Below are 21,201 nucleotides of genomic sequence, written 5' to 3'. Positions count from 1 at the left end.
CCAGCCGGCGCGGCGTCGGCTCGGGGATTCAGCCGCGGTGACAGGGGTACACGCAGCCGGCCGGCGGTGACCGGCCGCACCTGCGTGTGAGGAGACCCGATGGCGACCATGCCGGCCGACCGCAGCCCGGACAGCACCCTCGCGTTGCTCCGCGCCGGCTACCGGTTCATCGGCGAACGCTGCGAGCGGTACGGCAGTGACGTCTTCCAGACCCGGATCCTGCTCACCCCGACCATCTGCCTCCGCGGCCGGCCGGCGGCGGTGCTGTTCTACGACAACGAACGCTTCCAACGGGGAAACGCGATGCCGTTGCGGGTGCAGCGGACCCTCACCGGTCGGGGCGGCGTGCAGGGGCTGGACGGGCCGGAGCACTCCGACCGCAAGGCCATGTTCATGTCGATCATGACGCCGACCGCCATCCGGCAGCTCGGCCAGCTCTTCGACGACGAGTGGCAGGCCCGGCTCGCCGCCTGGGAGGCCGCCGGGCCGGTGGTTCTCTACGACGAGCTGGGCCGGCTGCTGACCCGGGTGGTCTGCGCCTGGGCCGGGGTGCCCCTGCCCGCGTCACAGGTCGACCGCCGCGCCGTCGAGCTGCACGCCATGATCGAGGCCCCGGCGGTGGTCGGCCCCCGGCACTGGCGGGGTCGGCTCGCCCGGCACCGCGCCGAACGCTGGCTCGCCGACCTCATCGAGCGGACCCGGGTCGGCCTCCATCCGGCGCCGGCCGGCAGTGCCCTGGCCGTGATCGCCGAGTACCGGGACGAGCGCGGCATGCTCCTCCCCCGGCGGATCGCGGCGGTGGAACTGCTCAACGTGCTGCGGCCGGTGGTCGCCGTGGACCAGTACATCGCCTTCGCCGCGCTCGCCCTGCACGACCATCCCGCCTGGCGGCAGCGGGTCCGCGACGACGACGAGGCCACCGAGCACTTCGTCCAGGAGGTACGCCGCTACTACCCGTTCTTTCCGATCGCGGCGGCCCGGGTCCGGCGTTCCTTCGACTGGCAGGGCCACCACTTCCCCCGGGGCCGGCGGGTGCTGCTCGACCTCTACGGCACCAACCACCACCCGACACTCTGGCCACAACCGGAGCTGTTCCGCCCGGAGCGGTTCGCCGGCCGCCACGTGGACCCTTTCGAGCTGATCCCGCAGGGCGGCGGTGACCACTGGGCCGGGCACCGCTGCGCGGGCGAATGGATCACCATCGACCTGATGAAACGGGCGGTCGCCAACCTGACCAGCACCATGCGATACGACATCCCCGCCCAGAACCTGGCCCTGGACCTGCACCGGATGCCCGCGCTGCCGCCCATCGGCCCGACCCTCACCAACATCCGCCGTACCGCCTGACCCACCTGCCGATCATTCGGGCGACCGTAGCGAGGCGGGTGCGGTGCCGACGGCGAGCTACCGGCGACATTTCCGTCCCGCCCAGGAGGCAGCAATGTCCTTGGCCAGCCCCACCGGTGACGCCCGCCGCGCGCCGCGCCGGTGGGATGTCGGACACGACGGTGCCAGCACGTCGCCGGCCCGCCTGCCGATGACGTACGTGCTGCCGCTGCGCTGGCACACCGACACCGGCCTGGCCGAGCTGACCCGCTACCTGCGCTGGTTGGCTGACAGGGTCGAGGTGCTCGTGGTCGACGGCTCGGCACCGGAACTCTTCGCGCGGCACGCCGAGGCGTGGCGAGGGCTGATCCGGCACCTCCCACCCGACCCCGCCGGGCGCGGGCTCAACGGCAAGGTGATCGGCGTGCTCACCGGCGTCCGCGCGGCGGGCCACGAGCACGTGGTGATCGCCGACGACGACATCAGGTACGACGGGGCCGGGCTGACCGCTGTGCACCGGCTGCTGGGCCGGGTCGATCTGGTACGACCGCAGAACTACTTCGACCCGCTGCCCTGGCACGCCTGGTGGGACACCGGCCGGACGCTGCTCAACCGGGCCCTCGGCGCGGACTACCCGGGCACCCTCGCCGTGCGTCGTAGCACCTTCCTCGCCATGGGCGGGTACGACCCGGACGTGCTCTTCGAGAACCTGGAGCTGATTCGCACCATGCGCGCGTACGACGGCACCGAGGCCGCGCCGGCCTGGCTGTACGTACGCCGACTGCCTCCGAATGCCGCCCACTTCCGCGGCCAACGTGTCCGTCAGGCGTACGACGATCTGGCCCAGCCGGCCCGCCTGCTGACCGCGCTCGCGGTGCTGCCGGCGCTGGCCGCGGCGGTCGCGGCCCGGCGGCCCGCGCTGGTGCTGGTCGCGGCGGCCGGCACCGTCGCCCTTGCCGAGCTGGGGCGCCGTCGCGCTGGCGGCACTGCGGTCTTCCCGCCGGCAACGGCGCTGGCGGCCCCGGTCTGGCTGCTGGAGCGCGGTGTGTGCGGCTGGCTCGCGGTCGCCCAGAGGTTCCTGCTCGGCGGCGTCCGCTACGGCGACACCCGAATCACCCGAGCCGCCCACCAGACCCACACCCTGCGAACCCGCCCCCGCTAGTCCCTCCCGCGATCTTGCGCTTCCGGTCTGGACACAACGGTTACCGGCCGGCAAGAGTCAGACCGAAACTGCAAGATCGCAGTACGGAAACGCGACAGCTCGCGGACACCGAGGTGTCCGCGAGCTGTCGCGACTGCGATGCGGCGAGGTCAGGAGCTGACCTGGTGCCGGGACTGCTGGGCCTGGTCCCTGACGTCCTGCGCGGCGGACTTGGTGTCGCCCTTGACGGTGTCCACGGCGCCCTGGGCGGTGGACTTCACCGACTCGGCGGCGTGCTGAGCCGGCTCGCGCAGCTCCTCCTTGAGCTCGCTGGCCACCTCGCCCAGCTTCTCCTTCACCACCCCGCTGTGCTCGCTGACCTTCTCCTTGATCTGGGTCGCGGCCTCCTGCTCACGGCGAGAAGCCGGGATCAGCGACGAGGCCAGCCAGCCGACCCCGAACGCGATCAGACCGGCGGCGAGAGGGTTGCCCTGGGACTTCTGCCGGATCACCCGCGGCGCGCTGTGGGCGGCGTCGCTGACGGTAGAGGCCGCCGACTGCGCGGCGTCGCTGACGCTGGAGGCCGCCGAGGAGGCGCGGTCGCCCACCGAGTGGGCGGCGTGGCCGGTGCCGTGGCCGAGGTCAGACGCGGTTCCCATGACCTTGTCCCTCACATTCTGCAGAGCGGAACGGGCCCGCTGCTTGCGGTCGTCGACGATGCGGCTGGGGTTGACCTTGTACGCCAACGCGTCCACATCGGAGCTGAGGCTGTTACGGGTGGCTTCGATCTCCCGGCGGATCTGATCGGGATCGGTGCTCATCGGGTGACTCCCTCCGGGTGCGGCTTGAGCGCGTCGGGGATCCGCTGCACGCTGTCGTTGGTCTGCTTGAGCCCGCGTACGTGCTGGGCGTTCTTCTTGGCCATGGAGTAGAGGACCGCGGCGACCACGGCCCAGATCACGGCCACGATCAGCGCGGCCAGGCCGGAGTCCATGACGTTGTCCAGGAACTGCCACACGGCGATGGACACGAAGAGCGCCACCATGTAGCCGCCGAAGCCGGCGCCGCCGAAGAGCCCGGCAGCCTTGCCGGCCTTCTTGCCCTCCTGGCGGATCTCGGCCTTGGCCAGCTCGACCTCCTGGCGCATCAGCGTCGACATGTCGGTGGTGACCTGGCGCAGCAGCTCACCAATGGAGCTGCCCTTCACCTCCGCCGCGGTGTGCGGTGCACCCGCGTCGGGGTGGTAACCGGAGTCCAGACCGGACCCCTGCGTCGGCATGCTCATGCCGTCGCCTCCCTTCGGATGGCTCGGTGGGTCACGGGCGGGTGGTGCCGCTGGACGGCACGCCCGGCAGCGGGTCGGTCTGGGTCACCGGCGGCAACGGCTGGGCGGTGCCGGTCTGCTCCGGGTAGTCGCCCCGCCTCGGGTCGGCGTAGTCGCCGGGCATCGGGTCGGCGTACCCACCGGGCGTCGGCTCGGTGTACGTGCCGGGGGTCGGGTCGAGGTAGCCGGCCGCCGGGACAGTGTCCGGCGCCACGCGGGGCGCCGGCGTCGGGATCACGGCGGTCTGCTCGGGGTCGTAAGCCCCAGCGCCGCGGTAGGCCGAGGACCCGTTGCCCGAGTCGTCGCCAGCCGCGGAGATGCCGCGGGTCAGCCGGCCAGCCAGTACGCCGAGAACCGCCGCGCCAACCAGGAAGGTGCCCGGGTTGCGTCGCGCGTAGTCGCGTACCTCGGTGATCAGGTCGCCGGGCTCGCGCGCCTCGAGCCAGCCGGCCACGCCGTGCACCCGGTCGGCGGCCTGGCGGGCCATCTCGCTCACCGGGCCGGCCTGGCCACCCTGCTCGGCCATCGAGCGCATCTCGTCGGCCAGCGAGCGCAGCCCACCGGCGGCCCGGCGCTGCTGCTCACCGGTCTGGCTGGCGAGCTGGGTGCGGGCCTCGCCGTACAGGTTGCGGGCCTGCCGGGCAGCCTCACGGCCGACCTCGGTGCCCTGCTCCTTGGCGGTCTGGGCGACCGCACCGCCGGCGTTGGCGGCCTCTGAACCGACCTGGCGCGCCTGGTCGCGGACGCCACCGCCGTTGGTCGACTCCTGCCCGTAGGTGGAAGACGTAGGTGAAAGATCGTAAGTCATGATTTCCCTTCCGCTCGGAAAGTCGTCGCGGTTGTGCTGGGGGGATGCGGCTGCGTTGCCGCGGCCGCTGGCTATTGACCTACCCTGCGTTTTGCCTTCCATACCTCTTCCCGCATTTCTCTGCGCGGCCGGCTGGATCGACTTCAAAATGAAGGATCGCCGGGCTGCGTCACGTCGCCGCTGCGGACAGTGAGATTCGCGAGGCTGGCAGATCCACGGAGGGGGCAGCGATGGCACGAGACGTGCGAGGTGGCCGACCGGCCGGGCCCCGACCCCGGGTCCAACTGGCCGCGTTGGTCGTGGCCGGGGCCTTCCTGCTGATCGGCGTCCTCGGCTTCATCCCCGGCATCACCACCAACTACGACGAGCTGAGGTTCGCCGGACACCACTCGGACGCCCGGCTGCTCGGGCTGTTCCAGGTGTCGGTCCTGCACAACGCGGTGCACCTGCTGTTCGGGCTGGCCGGCTTGGTGCTGGCCCGGAGCCTCGCCGGCGCCCGACTCTTCCTGGCCGGCGGGGGCGCCATCTACCTCGCCCTCTGGCTGTACGGCCTGGGGATCGAGGCCATCGACGCTGAGGGCGGGGCGAACATCCTGCCGGTCAACGACGCCGACAACTGGCTGCACCTAGCGCTCGGCTTCGGGATGATCGCGCTCGGGCTGCTGCTGTCGAACCAGGCGGGCACCGGAGGTCGCCTGGACAATCCCGCCGACCGGCACTGACCTGGCGGTCCAGGGGTTTCGCGGTCCAGCCTGCGGGGGTACCCGATCCGCGAGGGAGGTGCGACATGCCTCGTTGGCTACGCAACAACGCGCTGGCCGTCGCCATGCTGGGCGCGTTCCTGGTCTTCCTGGTGTTGCAGAGCGTCTTCGGCTGGCAGACCCACAACGAGGAACTGACCGAGTTCGGGGCCGCACCGCTGAGTTGGCCGGCGTACCTGACCACCGGGCACTTCGTCGAGGCGGTCTTCGAGAACTGGGAGTCGGAGTTCCTCCAGATGGGCGGGTACGTGCTGCTCACCGCGTACCTGGTGCAGCGCGGCTCGGCCGAGTCGAAGCCGGTGACCGTCGCGCACGCCACCACCGGCGCCTGAGCGCCGCCGCCAGCCGTCAGGCCGCGACGGGCAACCGCTTGGCGAAACAGACGCTGTACGGGTTGTCCACGTACTCGCCGTAGACCGGGATGCGGTCGTAGCCACACGAGGAGTACAGCCCGATCGCCGCTGGCAGGTAGGTGCCAGTCTCCAGGCAGACCACCGAGTGCCCCTGCCCGAACGCACACTCTTCCAGCGCGGCCAGCAACTGACGGGCGATGCCCCGCCCCCGGTACGCGGGCCGGACGTACATCCGCTTGACCTCGCCGGTCTCGGCATCGATCGACTGGAGCCCTCCGCAGGCGACCGCCCGACCGTTCACCACCACCGCCAGGTAGCGGACGTCGTCGTGCGGGACGAAGACCTGCCCATCCAACCCGCCATCAGCGTCGCGCAGCTCACGCTGCTGCGCGATGATCAGGGCGGCGATCTCCGGATCGACGGCGGGCCGGGACTCGATCAGCATCACCCCACGCTAGGACAGGTGGATTTCGCGAAGGTTTCTGGAAATCAACCCGATCACGGAGCGCAACGGACTACTCGGCGTCGTCCTCGTCGTCGAGATCGTCAAGGTCGTCGAGGTCGTCGGACGCGTCCGCGCCCACCTCGTCCGCCGACCGCACACGGCGGGCCTTCCGGGCGGCGAGCCGGTCCGACGCAGAGGCCCGGTTCGACTTCTCCTCCAAGCGGACGTCGGTGCCCCGGTTGCCGGGTACGAAGTCCGCGCCGGCGTAGAGCGTCGGCCGCCAGTCGAACTCCCGCGCACCGATCCGGACCAGGTCACCGGGCTTCGCGCCGGCCTTGGCCAGCTTGTCCTCCACCCCGAGCCGGGCCAGCCGGTCGGCCAGGTAGCCGACCGCCTCGTCGTTGTCGAAGTTGGTCTGCTTGACCCAGCGCTCCGGCCGGACACCGAGAACGGTGAACGAGCCGTCCGTCTCGGCCGTGATGGTGAAGCCGGCGTCGTCCACGGCCATCGGACGGATCACGATCCGGGTCGGGTCGGCGGGCGGCGCGGCCTTCCGCTCCGCCTCGACCAGCTCGGCCATCGCGTAGGTCAGCTCCTTGAGCCCCTCCCGGGTGGCCGCGGAGACCTCGAACACCCGATAGCCGCGCTCCTCCAGGTCGGGGCGCACGATCTCGGCGAGGTCCCGGCCGTCCGGCACGTCGACCTTGTTCACGGCCACCAACCGGGGCCGCTCGGAGAGCCCGGCGCCGTACTCAGCCAGCTCGGCCTCGATCGTCTCGATGTCGGCGACCGGGTCACGGCCGGGCTCCAGGGTCGCGGAGTCGATGACGTGCACCAGCACCGCGCAGCGCTCGATGTGCCGCAGGAACTCCAGGCCCAGCCCCTTGCCAGTGGCCGCGCCGGGAATCAGGCCCGGCACGTCGGCAACGGTGAAGGTGTGGTTGTCCATCCGTACCACGCCGAGGTTGGGCACCAGCGTGGTGAACGGGTAGTCCGCGATCTTCGGCTTCGCGGCGGAGATCACCGAGATCAGCGACGACTTGCCGGCCGACGGGAAACCCACCAGGCCCACGTCGGCGACGCTCTTCAGCTCCAGCACCACGTCCAGTTGGTCGCCGGGCTCGCCCAGCTCAGCGAAGCCGGGCGCCTTGCGCTTGGCGTTGGCCAGCGAGGCGTTGCCCCGCCCGCCGCGCCCGCCGCGGGCAACCTCGAAGGTGGTGCCGTCGCCGACCAGGTCGGCCAGCACCGTGCCGTCGGCGGTCTGCACCACGGTGCCGTTGGGCACCTTGAGCACCAGGTCGCGACCGCTGGCCCCGTCCCGGTTCGACCCCGCGCCACCCTTGCCGTTGTCGGCCTTGATGTGCGGGCGGAAGTGGAAGTCGAGCAGCGTGGTCACCTGCGAGTCGACCACCAGGGACACGCTGCCGCCGTGCCCACCGTTACCGCCGTCCGGCCCACCGAAGGGCTTGAACTTCTCGCGGTGGATCGAGGCACAGCCGTGCCCGCCATCGCCGGACTGCAGATGCAGAACGACCCGGTCAACGAACGTTGCCACGGCGTCAATCCTTCCAGCGAGGTCCGACCCCGCACTTCGAAAAAAGCCAAACGGGCCGGGACCCGGAGGTCCGCGGCCCGCTTAGCCCGAGAACTACTGCGGCGGAACGATGCTGACGGTCTTGCGACCGCGCTTGGTGCCGAACAGGACCGCACCGGCGGACAGCGCGAACAGCGTGTCGTCGCCGCCACGGCCGACCAGGTCACCGGGGTGGAACTTGGTGCCACGCTGCCGGATGATGATCTCACCGGCGCTGACGACCTGACCACCGAAGCGCTTCACGCCGAGTCGCTGGGCCGCGGAGTCACGACCGTTACGCGAGCTGGACGCACCCTTTTTGTGAGCCATTGGAGGACGACCTACTTCCCGCTGGAGATGCCGGTCACCTTGACCTGGGTCAACGGCTGACGGTGACCCTGGCGCTTGTGGTAGCCAGTCTTGTTCTTGAACTTGTGGATCCGGATCTTCGGGCCCTTGGTGTGCGCGGCGATTTCGCCGGACACCGCGACCTCGGCAAGCTTTGCCGCGTCGGTCACCAGGTCGTCACCGTCGACGAGGAGCACCGCGGTGAGCTTCACCGCGTCACCGGGGGCACCGGTGAGCTTCTCGACCTCGATCACGTCGCCCTCGGCGACCTTGTACTGCTTGCCGCCGGTCTTGACGATCGCGTACATCGGAGGCGGACTCCCTGTCGTTGAGGCTGCTGGCGGTCGTCCCCGCAGCGGCTCGCCGGGTAGCAGTGCACGGCGGCGCGGGCACACGGGAACTCGGCACACCAAAGGTGGGCCGGAGGCAAGAGTACGCCATTGCTGGCCCGGACCCCAAACCGGCCCGCCCTGGGTCAGCGCGCGCAGAGCTGGTCGAGGCGCTGCTGGAGCCGGTCGAGTTCGGTCTCGTCGATGGACTCGACGTCGGCGCCGAGCGCGGCCACCTCGGTGCCGAGGTCGGTGAGCAGAGTCTTGAGCTGCGGATCCGTGGCCCGCGCTGACTGCTCCCGCAGCTCGGTCCGCCAGCCGGCCAACGCCGCCTCGGCCCGCCCGCGGGCAGCCTCGGCCGTGCTGCTGTCCCCAGCGCCCACCGCCGCGATCATCTGGCCCAACTCCGCCACATACGTCCGGACGGCGGTAGTGCTGGTCTGCTGGGCGGCGGCGCAGATCTGCGTGGCGTTGCCGCCCGCCGTACCACCGGTGGCCGGCATGCCGGTCGACCCGGGTGACGTGCCACCGGCCGCCGGGCCGGAGCCCCCGGTGGTCACGCCGGTCGAACCCGGGGCAACGCCCGCAGGCCGGTCGGTGGAGCAGCCCGCCGCGCCGAAGAGCACGGTGACCAGCGCGGTGACAGCGAGCAGACGACGCATCTTCTTCTCCTGACCCGGGGCGGCCGATCCTGGACCGGGGGTGGCCGGAACGACGAGGTCCCTCCCCCGGTCACTTTGCCGGGGAAGGGACCTCGTCAAACACCTGGCCGGTCAGGCGGTCAGGGGCGCGTACGCCGACGGGTGCCGCCCCGGCGGGAACGGCGACGGCCGGCGCCTCCCTCGGCGCTCTCCTCGTCGCCCTCACCGTCGGCGAGCGCGTCCGGGTCGTCCGCTGCGGCCAGCCGAGCGGACTCTCCCTGCTGGCTGTCGGAGATCGCCGGCGCGGCGGCCGTCTCCGACTCGTAGCGGGACAGGTCGTAGCCCATGGTGTCCTGGTAGCCGGCCTCCGGCTCGACGCTGGTGTCGGTGTCGACGACCTCGACCACGGCCCGCTCGGCCGGGGCGTTCTTGCGCGTCCGGCGGCGGGACGACGTGCTGCCCTGCTCGGCGGCCGGGGGGGCGGCCACCGACGAGGCGACCGCCTTGACCTTCTCCCCCGCACCGGCGGGGCGCGGCTTCTCCGGCACCGGCTCGGTGTGGATGATGACACCCCGGCCCTTGCAGCACTCGCAGGTCTCGCTGAACGCCTCCAGCAGGCCCGCACCGATCCGCTTACGGGTCATCTGCACCAGGCCGAGCGAGGTGATCTCGGTGACCTGGTGCTTGGTGCGGTCCCGACCAAGGCACTCGGTGAGTCGGCGCAGCACCAGCTCGCGGTTCGACTCCAGCACCATGTCGATGAAGTCGATCACCACGATGCCACCGATGTCCCGCAGCCGGAGCTGGCGGACGATCTCCTCCGCCGCCTCCAGGTTGTTACGGGTGACGGTCTCCTCCAGGTTGCCCCCGGAGCCGGTGTACTTGCCGGTGTTGACGTCGACGACCGTCATCGCCTCGGTACGGTCAATCACCAGCGAGCCGCCGGAGGGCAGGAAGACCTTGCGGTCCAGGCCCTTGATGATCTGCTCGTCGATCCGGTACTCGGCGAAGACGTCGCTCGTGCCGACGTGCCGACGCATCCGGTCGACCAGATCCGGCGAGACGTGCGACAGGTACGACTCGACCACGTCGTACGACTGCTCGCCCTCGATCACCAACTCGCGGAAGTCCTCGTTGAACAGGTCCCGGACCACCCGGATGACCAGGTCGGGCTCCCCGTAGAGCAGCGTCGGACCGCCACCCTCGGCGGCCTTGGCCTGGATGTCCTCCCACTGCGCCTGGAGCCGCTTGACGTCGCGGGCCAACTCATCCTCGCTGGCACCCTCGGCGGCCGTACGGACGATCACGCCCGCGCCGTCCGGAACCAGCTTCTTGAGCGCGTCCCGCAGCCGCTTGCGCTCGTTGTCCGGCAGCTTCCGGCTGATCCCGGAGGCGTTGCCGTTGGGCACGTAGACCAGGTGCCGGCCGGAGAGGGCGATGTGGCTGGTCAGCCGCGCGCCCTTGTGCCCGATCGGGTCCTTGGTGACCTGGACCAGCACCGAGTCGCCGGAGCGCAGCGCGTGCTCGATCGAGCGGGCGCGCCCCTCCAGACCGGAGGTGTCCCAGTTGACCTCACCGGCGTACAGCACCGCGTTGCGGCCCCGGCCGACGTCGACGAACGCCGCCTCCATGCTCGGCAGCACGTTCTGCACCTTGCCCAGGTACACGTTGCCGGCCATCGTCCCGGACGAGTTGCGGGTGACGTAGTGCTCGACCAGCACACCGTCTTCCAGGACGGCGATCTGGGTGCGGTCACCGCGCTGGCGGACCGCCATCACCCGGTCGACCGCCTCCCGGCGCGCCAGGAACTCCGACTCGCTGAGGATCGGCGGCCGGGTACGCCTCTGCTCCCGGCCATCCCGGCGGCGCTGGCGCTTGGCCTCCAGCCGGGTCGAGCCGGACACGCCCTGGACCTCGTCGACGGTCCGGCGCGGCTCGCGGATCTTCACCACGGTCGGCACGCCGTCGTCGGCGGCACCCTCCGTGTCACCGGCGCCACGGCGACGACGACGCCGGCGGCGACGGGTCAGGCCGTCCCCGCCCTCGGCCTCCTCGTCCTCGTCACTCTCGGCCTCGACCTCGGCGGTCTCTTCCTCATCGGCCTGCGCCGCCTCCTCGGACTCGTCGTCCTCGGCGTCGTCGGCCCCGCCCTTGCCCCGGCCCCGACCCCGGCGACCACGCCGGCGACGGCGGCGCGCGGCGGCGCTGTCCTCGTCGTCCTCATCCGCCTCGGCGGCCTCGTCGGCCTCCTCGGTCGGCTCCTCCTCGGCCTCGATTGCCTCGACCGGCTCGACCTCGCGGCGACCGCGCCGGCGACGGCGGGACGGCTCGGCGGCCTCCTCGACGGCCGGCTCCTCGGCGACCGGTGCGGGCTCCACCGGTCGGGTCACCGGCACGGCGTCCGGCTGGGGTGCCATGAACAACACGGTGGGCGCGGAGAGCGCGGCCCGCCGACGACGGGTACGCGGCTGCTCCGGCTCGACCTCGGCCGGCTCGTTCGGTTCATCGGTCACACCGGCCACGGCGGCACCCGGCGACACCTCACCGGAGCGCTCCTGCCTGCCGCTGGTCCACGCCGGCTCGGCAGCGGTCGCGCTCGGGACGGCCTCCGCCTCGTTCAACTCGGCCTCGGCCTCGCGCAGGTCGGACTCCGCCGCCTCCCCGGCAACGACCGGTTCCTCGACCGCGGGCACCTCTTCGACGGCAGCCGGCTGCTCGGTGGCGGGCGGCTCCTCGACGGCAGCAGGTGTGGCCTTCTTGCGCCGGGTGCGGGTCACCTTGACCGGCGGAACCACCTCGGTCGAGGCCACCTCCGCGGAGGCCGCTACCAGCGGCTCCTCGGCGGTCGTCTCGACGGGGGTCGCCTTGCGGCGGCGCCGGGGGGTCTTCGGGGCGACATCCAGATCGCCGGAGACCGGGGCGAAGACCTCCGCCTGCGGCGACTCGGCGCTGCCGGCCCCGCCAGTGGACGCCTCGATCGGCACGTCGGTCTGCTCCGGCTGGTTGAGCGGGGCGGCCCGACGCCGGGTCGTCCGGGTGCGGCGCACCGGCGCGGGGGGCTCGGCGCTCTCCGCACCGGCAGCGCTTTCCGCGCCAGCCGGTTCCACCGAGGCCGAACCGACGGCCGTGGTGGGGGTCGCGACGGCGGCACCGTCGGCGGTGGCGCTCTGGTCGGCGGTCTCGCTGGCCGGCTGTGAACCGGTCCGTTCGCCGCCCTCGGGCTCGTTCTCGAGCATGGACGTTCTCCAGTTCTGGCTAGCCCGGGCGCGGGTGAGCGCTGCCACGCAGGGTCGCCGCAAAAGTGTTTCCGCCGGGCGCGCGTGGTGCGCGACCGCCGAAGTCTGCCTGCCAGAGCACCGACCGTCGGTCAGTGCCCAACGATGGCTGCCCCGTCGCGGTCCGCATCCAACGGATCCACGATCGCACCCTGCGCGGTCAACGTGCCCTGAGCCAGCCGGGTCACCCTCGGCGAAACCGGCGGCTCCAGGTCGGCCACCACGCGGAGGCCGGAAAGGACGTCATCGGGTCGTACGGACGGGGTGACCTGCCGCACGACCAGTTCGAGTATCGCACACGGTACGGCCGGCACCCCGGAAGGCGTCGGCGTTGGTGCGAGGACATCGACCGACATCACGGCGGCACGGGCGTCGAACGTGCGTCGGCCCTGCTTGGTCATCCGCTCGACCAGCACCTCGTCGGCCGCGACGAAGGCGTCCACCGCGGCGCGGAGCACCGCCGTGTCGACCTCGGGCAACTCGATGCGCCAGAGCGACGCCTCGATCCTGTCCGGCAGATTGCCCCCTTCGGCGATCACGGCGTCCAGGACGTCCAGCCCCGGCGAGAGCGCGGCGTCCAACGCGGCGCGCAGCGCCTCCGGGTCGACCGCCGCCTGGAGGCCGATCTCCAGGTACTCCGCCTCGCTCGCCACCCCGGTGGGCGCGGCGCTGGCGTAGGAGATCTTCGGGTGCGGGGTGAAGCCCTGGGAGAAGGCAATCGGCACAGCGGCCCGGCGCAGCGCACGCTCGAACGCCCGGGCGAAGTCCCGGTGCGAGGTGAACCGCAGCGGCCCGCGCTTGGCGTACCGGATGCGGACGCGCTGGACGACCGGTGCCTGGCCGCCCTCGGGTTGAGGCTTTCTGGCGATCGTGGGCTCCTCGGGTGGACCTGCGTATCCGCCCATCCTGGCCCAGGGCTCGTGACGGTACGCAGCCGGGGCGGTCGAATCGCCCCGGCAGACCGGCTCAAATCGGTCGGTAGGGTTCGTGACCACCCGCCGGACATGCCGATGGCCGGCCGGTGACGCACAGGTCACCAGCCGGCCACCACGATCAGGACGGGCTACCGCTCCCGCGGCGGGGCGGGCGGCGCCCCTCCAGGTGGGCCGTAACCGGAGGGCGGGCCGTACCCGGAGGGCGGGCCGTACCCGGAGGGCGGGCCGTAACCGGGTGGTGGCGGATAGCCGGGCGGCGGGGCGTAACCAGCGTCCGGCGGCGGGTACCCGCCGGGGGGCACCTGGTCGAGCCGTTCGTCCGGCACGTCGGCCGCCAGGGCCGCCTCACGGCGGTAGCGACGTCGGTTCCAGATGAGGAACACCGCCAGCCCCAGCAACAGCACCAGCACCACGGCGACACCGATGACCACCACCATGACCTGCTGGTCCGTGGGGCCACCCCGGTCGCCGTGCTGGGTGACGTCGAATTCCTCGTCCGGGCCCCCGGTGCGGGCGGGTTCCGGGTCGGTCGCGGCGGCCGGGTCGAGCAGCGGGTTGGCGGAGACCGACGGCACGTTGGCGGTCAGCGCCTTCATCGGGTCGATCACGCCGAAGCCGTACTGCGAATCACGGCCGGACGGGCCGGCGTCCCGGGCGGTCCGGATGATCCGGTTGATCACGTTCGGGGCGTCGAGGTCCGGATACTTGGCCCGGATCAGCGCGGCGAGACCGGAGACAATCGCGCTGGAGTCGGAGGTCCCGTCGCCCCAGCCGTACCCCTGTTCGTTCGCGACGTTGTAGATGCCGTCACCCGGGGCGGCGACCACCGCCTCCGGCCCCTGGACCGACCCGGACCAGAACTTGCCGCCCCGGGTCGTCCCGGTCACCGCGATCACACCGGGGGTGTTGGCAGGGTTGTCCACGGCGACGCTGCCCCTGGCGGTGTTGCCGGCGGAGGCGACCACGACGACGTCACGGTCCAACGCGTACTTGATCGCGCTTTCCTCTTCGGGGCTGGCAAAGCCCGGGCCTCCCACGGACATGTTGATCACCTTGGCGCCGCCGTCGACGGCCATCCGGATGCCGCGGGCCAAGGCCGCGTCGCTGTTGGTCCCGCTGCCCTTCCGCAACTTGATCGGCAGGATCTTCGCACCTGGGGCGACGCCGTCCACACCGTCGCGGCCATCGCTCTTCGCCGCGATGATGCCGGCCATGTGCGTGCCGTGCCCGTCCTCGTCGGCGCGGCCATCGCCGGAGGCGCCGTAACTGCGGCCACCGGCCAGCACCTGACCCCGCAGGTCCGGGTGGCTGGCCTCGACACCAGTGTCGAGCACAGCCACGACCACGCCCCGCCCGGTCGAGATCTTGTGCACCTGGTCGATCCGCAGTTCGTCCAGATACCACTGCTCGGCCCGCCGGGGAGCAGCGGCCGCCGGTTGGGCGGCCCCCACCACCAGGAGCCCCGCCAGCAGGCAGGCGGTCACCGGCCGGAGCGCTCCAATGTTCACCCTCATCCGTCCGTCCTCATCGAAGGACGCCCGGGGACGCCCCGTCACCAGGGCCCCACGGATCGTCATCTTCAGTCAACCACGACGAGTGCTCGGAGCCGGTGCCGCCACCGTGCCCGGCGCCACCCGCGCCGCCGCCCATCATGCCGCCGCCCATCATCCCGGCGCCGCCGACTCCGGCACCGCCACGCGCGCCGCCCGCCATTCCGGCGCCGCCGCCCGCGCCCGCGGCGGTGCGCAGCGCGTTCGCCGCGCTCGTCATCGGCGGCACCTTTCCGTTGCCGCCGCCCACCATGCCGGGGATGCCGCCGCCCATCATCCCGGCGCCTGCGCCCAGGCCACCGCCGGCACCGATCCCGCCGGCCGCGCCGACGCCGGGGCCACCCCCGAAACCACCGCCGGCGCCACCGAGACCGGCGCTGCCGACCCCGGTGCCACCACTCATGCCGCCGTACCCGCCACCGACGCCGCTCGGGCTGGCGCCAGCCAGACCGCTGGTGTAGCCATCGTCGCCGTCCGGGTAGCCGGAGTAACCGGAACCGGTCGGGGGGGACGTGAGCTGGCCGGAGCCGACGGGCGGCGCCCCTTCACCGAACTCACGGGATGAGGGCGGTGAGAACGGGTCGACGCTGGACGTGGGAACGCCCGTCTCGCCGATGCTCGGTGGCCTGCTGCCGATCGTGGGGCCACCACCGATGTCGGGGTTCCCGCCGGGTCCACCGCCACCACCGATGTCGGGCCGCCCCGTCGGCGGAACCCGGGGGTCGCGACGGAGGTCGTCGGTGATGTTTTGTCCATCCGGCCCTACCACGGTCAGCTTGGGACGCTCGGTGTACACCGCCTTGGGCAGCGGCGACATCGCCGTGTTCGCCGCCTGCTGATTGTCCCGGTACCAGTTGTCCAGGTGGGACTTGGTGTCCCACCAGCCGCCCCGCTTGTCGTCGCCGGCCTGGCCGTCGACCTTCATGGTCGCTTCCAGGTCGTCGGCCTTGTCGCGGAACGCGCCATCGGCGTACGACCCGGGGTTGCTCTGGTAGTCCTTGCGCAGCGCGGCGAGGAACCCCGACGAGCTCTCGCCGTCCCGGGCATCGTCGAGCTCGGTGCCGTTGGGCAGGCTCCACTCGTTGATGCCGAAGTCGTCCATCAGGGGGATCGGAATCGTGGAGACCGACTTGCGGATGTCGCCCTCGATCCGCGTCAACGCGCCACTGACGTTGCTCGCGTCGGTGATCAGATCCTCGATCTGCTTGCCGATCTTGCCCAGGTGCTCGCGGTACGCGTCACCGCCGCTGCCCTTCCAACCGGCGAGCATCCCGGGCAGACCGCCGACGTGCGGGCGCTCCTGACCCGTCGCGATCGGCCCGACGAAGGACCGGCCGACGAGCGCGTCCCGCAACTGTTGCAGGCCGGCGGAGAGGTTGCTCCACCCCATCCCGACCGATCCGACCGTTTCCGGGTCGGCGGAGAGCGTCACCTCGCGGACGCACCGCTCCCAAGTTCCTCCAGCCATGACGTCCCCCTCAGGCCGTGTACGGGTAGGTGGGCGGGCCGCCGGCAGCGGGCGGCGGAGCCGCCGACTCCAGCAGTCGCTCGATCTCCTTGCCGTTGGCGGCGTTACGCGCCTCGGTGTCGCGGAACGCCTTGGCGATGTCCTCGGTGCCCTCCTTCAACGCGGCGAGCTTCTGGGAGAGCGTCGTGAGGTGCATCTCCATGTTGCCCGTGGACCTGGTCAGGGCCTGCCACTGCATGCGGGCGTCTTCGTACGCGCCGAAGGGGGTGCCGTTCGGGACGGTCTGGGCGTTGTTGCTGTCGCCCTTCATCCGCTCCTTGATGCGCTCCATCTCGTACTTGAGGGTGTCCTCGACGTACTGCTTCAGCCGCTCGACGTAGGCCGCGGCGGCGTCCAGGTCCTCGACACTGACGTGCAGATCGCCGACGTTCGGCGGCGGGATGTCACCCATGCGCTTCCTCCCCCGTTCCCGACCCGCGGGGTCGGTCCATGTCAGACGCAGCGTATCGAGTCTGACCTAGTCGGGGCAGCCCCAGCCACTACCAGGGCGCACAGACCGCGGTCGATGGCACGAAGGTCACCGCGTGCTGCGACGCCCGACCAGCGCCAACGGGCCCGCGATACGCGGGCCCGTTGGGTGACATGTCGGATGTGGAGGGTGGCGTTCACCGCCATCCGGCGCCGCCTGGCGGCAGGCGGTCAGACGGAGGGGTCGCTCGCCGGCACCTTCATGCCGTTGCCGCCCAGCGGGGTGAGCGGCAGCAGCTTCTTGCCGGTCGGGCCGATCTGGATCTCGGTGTCCATCGATGGGCACACGCCGCAGTCGAAGCAGGGCGTCCAGCGGCAGTCGTCCTGCTCGAACTCGCTGACCGAGTCCTGCCAGTCCTGCCAGAGCCAGTCCTTGTCCAGGCCCGAGTCCAGGTGGTCCCAGGGCAGGACCTCCAACCCGTCGCGCTGCCGGGTGGTGTACCAGTCGAGGTCCACCCCGAACGCGGGCAGCGTCTCGGCCGCCGCGTCGACCCAACGCTGGTACGAGAAGTGCTCGCTCCACCCGTCGAACCGGCCGCCGTTCTCCCACACCTTGCGGATCACCGAACCGACGCGGCGGTCACCCCTGGAGAGGAGCCCTTCGATCAGCGACGGCTCGCCGTCGTGGTAGCGGTAGCCGATGGCCCGGCCCAACGAGCGGTCCGAGTTGATCGCCTGCTTGAGGATCCTGAGCCGGTGGTCGATGACCTCCGGACGTTCCATCGGGGCCCACTGGAACGGGGTGTGCGGCTTCGGCACGAACCCGCCGATGGAGACGGTGCAGCGGATGTCCTTGGAGCCGGTGGCGGCCCGACCGGCCTTGATCACCTCGTGCGCCATGTCCGCGATCTCGAGGACGTCCTCGTCGGTCTCGGTGGGCAGGCCGCACATGAAGTACAGCTTCACCTGCCGCCAGCCGTTGCTGTACGCGGTGACGACGGTGCGGATCAGGTCTTCCTTCGACACCATCTTGTTGATGACCTTGCGGATCCGCTCCGACCCGCCCTCCGGGGCGAAGGTCAGGCCGGTACGCCGCCCATTGCGGGACAACTCCTGCGCGAGGTCGATGTTGAAGGCGTCCACCCGGGTCGACGGCAGAGACAGCGAGACGTTGGTGCCCGCGTACTGCTCGGCCAGGCCAGAGCACATGTCACCGATCTCGGAGTGGTCCGCCGAGGAGAGCGACAGCAGGCCCACCTCGGAGAAGCCGGAGAACTCCAGCCCCTCGCGGACCATCTGCCCGACCGTGGTGATCGACCGCTCCCGCACCGGACGGGTGATCATGCCCGCCTGGCAGAACCGGCAGCCCCGGGTGCAGCCCCGGAAGATCTCCACCGCGTACCGCTCGTGCACCGTCTCGGCGAGCGGGACGAGGGGCTTCTTCGGGTACGGCCAGGCGTCCAGGTCCATCGTCGTGCGCTTGTGCACGCGGAACGGCACGTCCGCCCGGTTCGGCACGACCCGCTGGATCCGCCCGTCGGGGAGGTAGTCGACGTCGTAGAAGCGCGGCACGTAGACGCTCTCGGTGCGGGCCAGCCGCAGCAGCAGCTCGTCGCGGCCGCCCGGGGAGCCTTCGGCCTTCCACTCCCGAACGATCGCGGTGATCTCCAGGACCGCCTCCTCACCGTCGCCGAGCACCGCGGCGTCGATGAAGTCGGCGATCGGCTCCGGGTTGAACGCGGCGTGCCCGCCGGCCAGGATCACCGGGTCGGCGTCGGTGCGGTCGGCGGCCAGCATCGGAATGCCGGCCAGGTCGATCGCGGTGAGCATGTTGGTGTAACCCAGCTCGGTGGAGAAGGAGATGCCGAACACGTCGAAGTTGCGGACCGCCCGGTGCGCGTCGACGGTGAACTGCGGCACGCCGTGCGTGCGCATCAGGCTCTCCAGGTCCGGCCAGACCGCGTACGTCCGCTCGGCGAGGGTGTCGGGCAGCTCGTTGAGCACCTCGTAGAGGATCTGCACACCCTGGTTGGGCAGACCCACCTCGTACGCGTCGGGATACATCAGCGCCCAGCGCACGGTCGCCGCGTCCCAATCCTTGGTCACCGCGCCCAGCTCGCCACCGACGTACTGGATGGGCTTGGAGACCTGGGGCAGTAGCGGCTCAAGCTGGGACCAAACGGAATTGGTCGCGGCCGCGCGCGGCGTCGTGGACGGGGCACTCATGATGCCCAAGGGTACGCGCCCGTCCGCCGACGCCCGCGCGCACGCCCAATCGGCGGTGGTGGCGGCGCGGTACTAACCTCGGACCGGCGTGAGAGGAGATTGCCGCGATGCCCGAGCCCCAGCCGGGAGCACGGCCCGCCGACGGGAGCACCCCGGGCGCGGAGCCGGACCGGGATCCGGCGACCGCCGACGAGCCGACCTCCCCACCCGTACCCCCGGACCAGCCGGAACCATCGGCGCAGCCCGAACCCTCGACGCAGCCCACGGCTGCGGACCAACCGGAGCCGTCGGACCAGCCCGAGCCCGCGACCGCGGAGGCTCCCGCGCCCAGGTGGAGCGGCTCGGCCCCGGTGCCGCCTCCGCTGCCGCGCCGACCCGCGTGGGGCGAGTCGGCCGAGCCGACCCCACCACCGCCCGTGTCGGTCGGACCACCGGAGGACCAGACGCCTGTCGACCCGTGGGCCGGCGTGGACACCGGCGGATGGGACCTGCCGTCCGCCGAACTGCCCCCGCTGCCGTCGACGACGCACTACCCGGCACCACCGGTGACCCGACAGTGGTCTGCCCCGCCCGCTCCCCCGGTCGGGTCGCACCCGGCGTCTCTGCCGGCTGCCCCGATGCCACCACAGGCCGCACCCCGACCGCCGCAGGCCGCCAGGCCCACGATGCCGGCCCGGCCGATGTCGCCGCCCGCACCGGCCCCGGCGCCGCCCAGGCTGCCGAAGCAGCGCCGGGGCCGGCGGTCGGCCACGCCACCCATGGCGCCACCACCAGCACCGCCGCCGGGCTGGCAGGCCCCCAAGGGGTACGTGCCGGTGCCGGTCCGCCGACGTCGCCGCTGGCCGTGGCTGCTGCTGCTCACCCTGGCCTGCTGCTGCGGCTGCCCCGCCTACTACGCGTTTCCGATCTCGGCCCAGTACCCGGTCCAGGTGTCACTGCCCGCGCAGGTGGACGACCTGAGCCTGCGTCAGGACAAGCGCAGCGAGGACGCCGCCCGACAGCTGGAGGGCGAGGTACGCCAGGAGCACTGGCTGGCCGAGGACACGTTCGCCGGCGTCTACTCCACCTCCGGGGGCAAGCAGGTGACGGTCTTCGGCGGCACCGGCTTCCGGCTGAGCCCGGAGTCGGACGCGGAGGCCGAGATCAGCCGGCTCACCGAGCGCTACGCGCTGAAAGCCGCCGAGAGCGTGGACACCGGTGTGCGAGGCAGACACGAGCGCTGCGCGGTGGGTCGAGCTGACGGCAGCGACGTGGTGGTCTGCACCTCGGTCGACCACGGCAGCATCGCCACCGGGGTGTTCACCCGGCTCTCCGTCGCCGACAGCGCCACCCTGCTGAACACCCTGCGCAGCGAGATCGTCCAACCCAAGGCCTGACCCAACGTTGACCCAACGTTGATCAAGAGGTTTCGGTCAGTTCCAGCCCCGTGAATGACGCAAACCTCTTGATCAACACGGGTGGGGTGGGGTGGGGTCAGGCTTCGCGGGTTGGGTCCGGGTGGGCGCGGGGTGGGGCGTAGCGGGGTACGTACTCCTGGCCGGTGAGCTTCTGGATCTCACTCATCAGCTCGTCGGTCATCTGCCGCAGCGAGGTGCGGTCGTCGGGCCGGCCGGTGAAGTCCAGCGGCTTGCCGAACCGAACGGTGATCTTGGCGGTGCCGGGGCGGGGCACCCGGGCACCGATCGGCTGCGCCTTGTCCGTGCCGATCATGCCGACCGGGATGATCGGCACACCGGCGGAGATCGCCAGCCGGGCCGCCCCCGTCCGCCCCCGGTAGAGCTTGCCGTCCGGCGAGCGGGTGCCCTCCGGGTAGACCACCACGAGGTCCCCGCCCTTCAACGCCGGGATCGCCGCGTCGAACGCGGACAACGCGGCGCGGCCGCCGGCCCGCTCGACCGGAATGGCGCCCAGGCCGGTGAGCACGAACTTGGAGATCGCGCCCTTCACACCGGCGCCCTTGAAGTACTCCGACTTCGCCCAGAACGCCAGATGCCGGGGCACGACCGTGCCGAGGAACAACTCGTCGGCCACCGAGAGATGGTTGCCGGCGAAGACCGCGCCGCCGGTCTCCGGCACGTGCTCCAGCCCTTCCACGGTCGGGCGGAACGCCAACCGCAGCGTGGGCGCCACGGTGAGCTTGCCGATGGTGTAGAGCAGGGGCACTGGTCCTCCGGCAGATCAGATGCGAACAGGCGGTGTCACGGTAGCGGACGCCTCCACACCCCCTCCG

Annotated in this window: 20 protein-coding genes; 5 read left to right on the top strand and 15 right to left on the bottom strand. The window is 71.6% G+C overall.

Translation table 11 applies throughout. From position 1 onward, the window contains the following. The first annotated feature begins 99 nt into the window (after positions 1-99). Together ABZT18_RS27745 and ABZT18_RS27740 are read left to right on the top strand one after the other, a co-directional pair. Complete coding sequence (locus ABZT18_RS27745; protein WP_354997213.1) at positions 100-1,347, top strand: cytochrome P450; 1,248 nt, start codon at positions 100-102, stop codon at positions 1,345-1,347. A gap of 94 nt (positions 1,348-1,441) precedes the next feature. After that, on the top strand, positions 1,442-2,488 hold the full coding sequence (locus ABZT18_RS27740; RefSeq protein WP_354997214.1) for a glycosyltransferase family 2 protein: 1,047 nt from the start codon (positions 1,442-1,444) through the stop codon (positions 2,486-2,488). Positions 2,489-2,637: 149 nt separating this feature from the next. Here the strand turns inward: ABZT18_RS27740 and ABZT18_RS27735 are convergent, their stop codons facing one another. The 3 genes from ABZT18_RS27735 to ABZT18_RS27725 are packed head-to-tail and all read right to left on the bottom strand — an operon-like array spanning position 2,638 to position 4,599. Then, the gene (locus ABZT18_RS27735; RefSeq protein WP_354997215.1) at positions 2,638-3,288 is read right to left on the bottom strand and encodes a DUF3618 domain-containing protein; all 651 of its coding nucleotides are present in this window, start codon (positions 3,286-3,288) and stop codon (positions 2,638-2,640) included. Then, a complete protein-coding gene (locus tag ABZT18_RS27730; RefSeq protein ID WP_354997216.1) occupies positions 3,285-3,752 on the bottom strand; it encodes a phage holin family protein in 468 nt (155 codons plus the stop codon). Before ABZT18_RS27730 ends, ABZT18_RS27735 begins: the two co-directional genes overlap by 4 nt. 31 nt (positions 3,753-3,783) lie before the next feature. Then, positions 3,784-4,599 carry a hypothetical protein gene (locus ABZT18_RS27725; RefSeq protein WP_354997217.1) on the bottom strand — a complete coding sequence of 272 codons (816 nt, stop codon included), beginning with the start codon at positions 4,597-4,599 and terminating at the stop codon, positions 3,784-3,786. A 230-nt stretch (positions 4,600-4,829) separates the two neighbouring features. Here ABZT18_RS27725 and ABZT18_RS27720 point away from each other — a divergent pair, with 230 nt between their 5' ends. Together ABZT18_RS27720 and ABZT18_RS27715 are read left to right on the top strand one after the other, a co-directional pair. After that, positions 4,830-5,321 (top strand): DUF4383 domain-containing protein, encoded by a 492-nt coding sequence (locus ABZT18_RS27720; RefSeq protein WP_354997218.1) that lies wholly within the window; start codon positions 4,830-4,832, stop codon positions 5,319-5,321. Positions 5,322-5,386: 65 nt separating this feature from the next. Further along, a complete protein-coding gene (locus tag ABZT18_RS27715) occupies positions 5,387-5,692 on the top strand; it encodes a DUF6766 family protein (RefSeq protein ID WP_354997219.1) in 306 nt (101 codons plus the stop codon). 16 nt (positions 5,693-5,708) lie between these two features. Here the strand turns inward: ABZT18_RS27715 and ABZT18_RS27710 are convergent, their stop codons facing one another. From ABZT18_RS27710 to ABZT18_RS27660, 11 genes are all read right to left on the bottom strand, one after another. Further along, the gene (locus tag ABZT18_RS27710) at positions 5,709-6,158 is read right to left on the bottom strand and encodes a GNAT family N-acetyltransferase (RefSeq protein ID WP_354997220.1); all 450 of its coding nucleotides are present in this window, start codon (positions 6,156-6,158) and stop codon (positions 5,709-5,711) included. A 70-nt stretch (positions 6,159-6,228) separates the two neighbouring features. Further along, a complete protein-coding gene (obgE, locus tag ABZT18_RS27705) occupies positions 6,229-7,713 on the bottom strand; it encodes a GTPase ObgE (RefSeq protein WP_354997221.1) in 1,485 nt (494 codons plus the stop codon). A gap of 93 nt (positions 7,714-7,806) precedes the next feature. Next, on the bottom strand, positions 7,807-8,061 hold the full coding sequence (gene rpmA / locus ABZT18_RS27700; protein ID WP_354997222.1) for a 50S ribosomal protein L27: 255 nt from the start codon (positions 8,059-8,061) through the stop codon (positions 7,807-7,809). Positions 8,062-8,072: 11 nt separating this feature from the next. Beyond that, positions 8,073-8,387, bottom strand: a complete 315-nt coding sequence (gene rplU / locus ABZT18_RS27695; protein WP_007464063.1) for a 50S ribosomal protein L21 — start codon at positions 8,385-8,387, stop codon at positions 8,073-8,075. A gap of 167 nt (positions 8,388-8,554) precedes the next feature. Continuing rightward, positions 8,555-9,070 carry a hypothetical protein gene (locus tag ABZT18_RS27690; protein ID WP_354997223.1) on the bottom strand — a complete coding sequence of 172 codons (516 nt, stop codon included), beginning with the start codon at positions 9,068-9,070 and terminating at the stop codon, positions 8,555-8,557. A 119-nt stretch (positions 9,071-9,189) separates the two neighbouring features. Next, the gene (locus tag ABZT18_RS27685; RefSeq protein ID WP_354997224.1) at positions 9,190-12,285 is read right to left on the bottom strand and encodes an Rne/Rng family ribonuclease; all 3,096 of its coding nucleotides are present in this window, start codon (positions 12,283-12,285) and stop codon (positions 9,190-9,192) included. Positions 12,286-12,416: 131 nt separating this feature from the next. Beyond that, complete coding sequence (locus tag ABZT18_RS27680) at positions 12,417-13,229, bottom strand: TIGR03936 family radical SAM-associated protein (protein WP_354997225.1); 813 nt, start codon at positions 13,227-13,229, stop codon at positions 12,417-12,419. A 158-nt stretch (positions 13,230-13,387) separates the two neighbouring features. Then, a complete protein-coding gene (gene mycP / locus ABZT18_RS27675; protein ID WP_354997226.1) occupies positions 13,388-14,773 on the bottom strand; it encodes a type VII secretion-associated serine protease mycosin in 1,386 nt (461 codons plus the stop codon). Between the two features lie 10 nt (positions 14,774-14,783). Further along, positions 14,784-16,277 (bottom strand): hypothetical protein, encoded by a 1,494-nt coding sequence (locus ABZT18_RS27670; RefSeq protein ID WP_354997227.1) that lies wholly within the window; start codon positions 16,275-16,277, stop codon positions 14,784-14,786. A 10-nt stretch (positions 16,278-16,287) separates the two neighbouring features. Further along, positions 16,288-16,728: a hypothetical protein gene (locus tag ABZT18_RS27665; RefSeq protein WP_354997228.1), complete on the bottom strand. Its 441-nt coding sequence runs from the start codon at positions 16,726-16,728 to the stop codon at positions 16,288-16,290. A gap of 248 nt (positions 16,729-16,976) precedes the next feature. Next, positions 16,977-18,971: a TIGR03960 family B12-binding radical SAM protein gene (locus ABZT18_RS27660; RefSeq protein ID WP_354997229.1), complete on the bottom strand. Its 1,995-nt coding sequence runs from the start codon at positions 18,969-18,971 to the stop codon at positions 16,977-16,979. 107 nt (positions 18,972-19,078) lie between these two features. Between ABZT18_RS27660 and ABZT18_RS27655 the strand changes: the two genes are divergently transcribed. Then, complete coding sequence (locus tag ABZT18_RS27655) at positions 19,079-20,347, top strand: hypothetical protein (protein ID WP_354997230.1); 1,269 nt, start codon at positions 19,079-19,081, stop codon at positions 20,345-20,347. A 97-nt stretch (positions 20,348-20,444) separates the two neighbouring features. On the opposite strand, the gene ABZT18_RS27650 is transcribed toward ABZT18_RS27655, so the two are convergent. Further along, positions 20,445-21,134: a lysophospholipid acyltransferase family protein gene (locus ABZT18_RS27650; protein ID WP_354997231.1), complete on the bottom strand. Its 690-nt coding sequence runs from the start codon at positions 21,132-21,134 to the stop codon at positions 20,445-20,447. Positions 21,135-21,201: the final 67 nt, after the last annotated feature.

The sequence above is a fragment of the Micromonospora sp. NPDC005291 genome (assembly GCF_040607415.1).
Lineage (GTDB): Bacteria > Actinomycetota > Actinomycetes > Mycobacteriales > Micromonosporaceae > Micromonospora.
The sequence above is the reverse complement of the archived record's forward strand: the minus strand, read 5'-3'. Positions and strand labels throughout refer to the sequence as shown.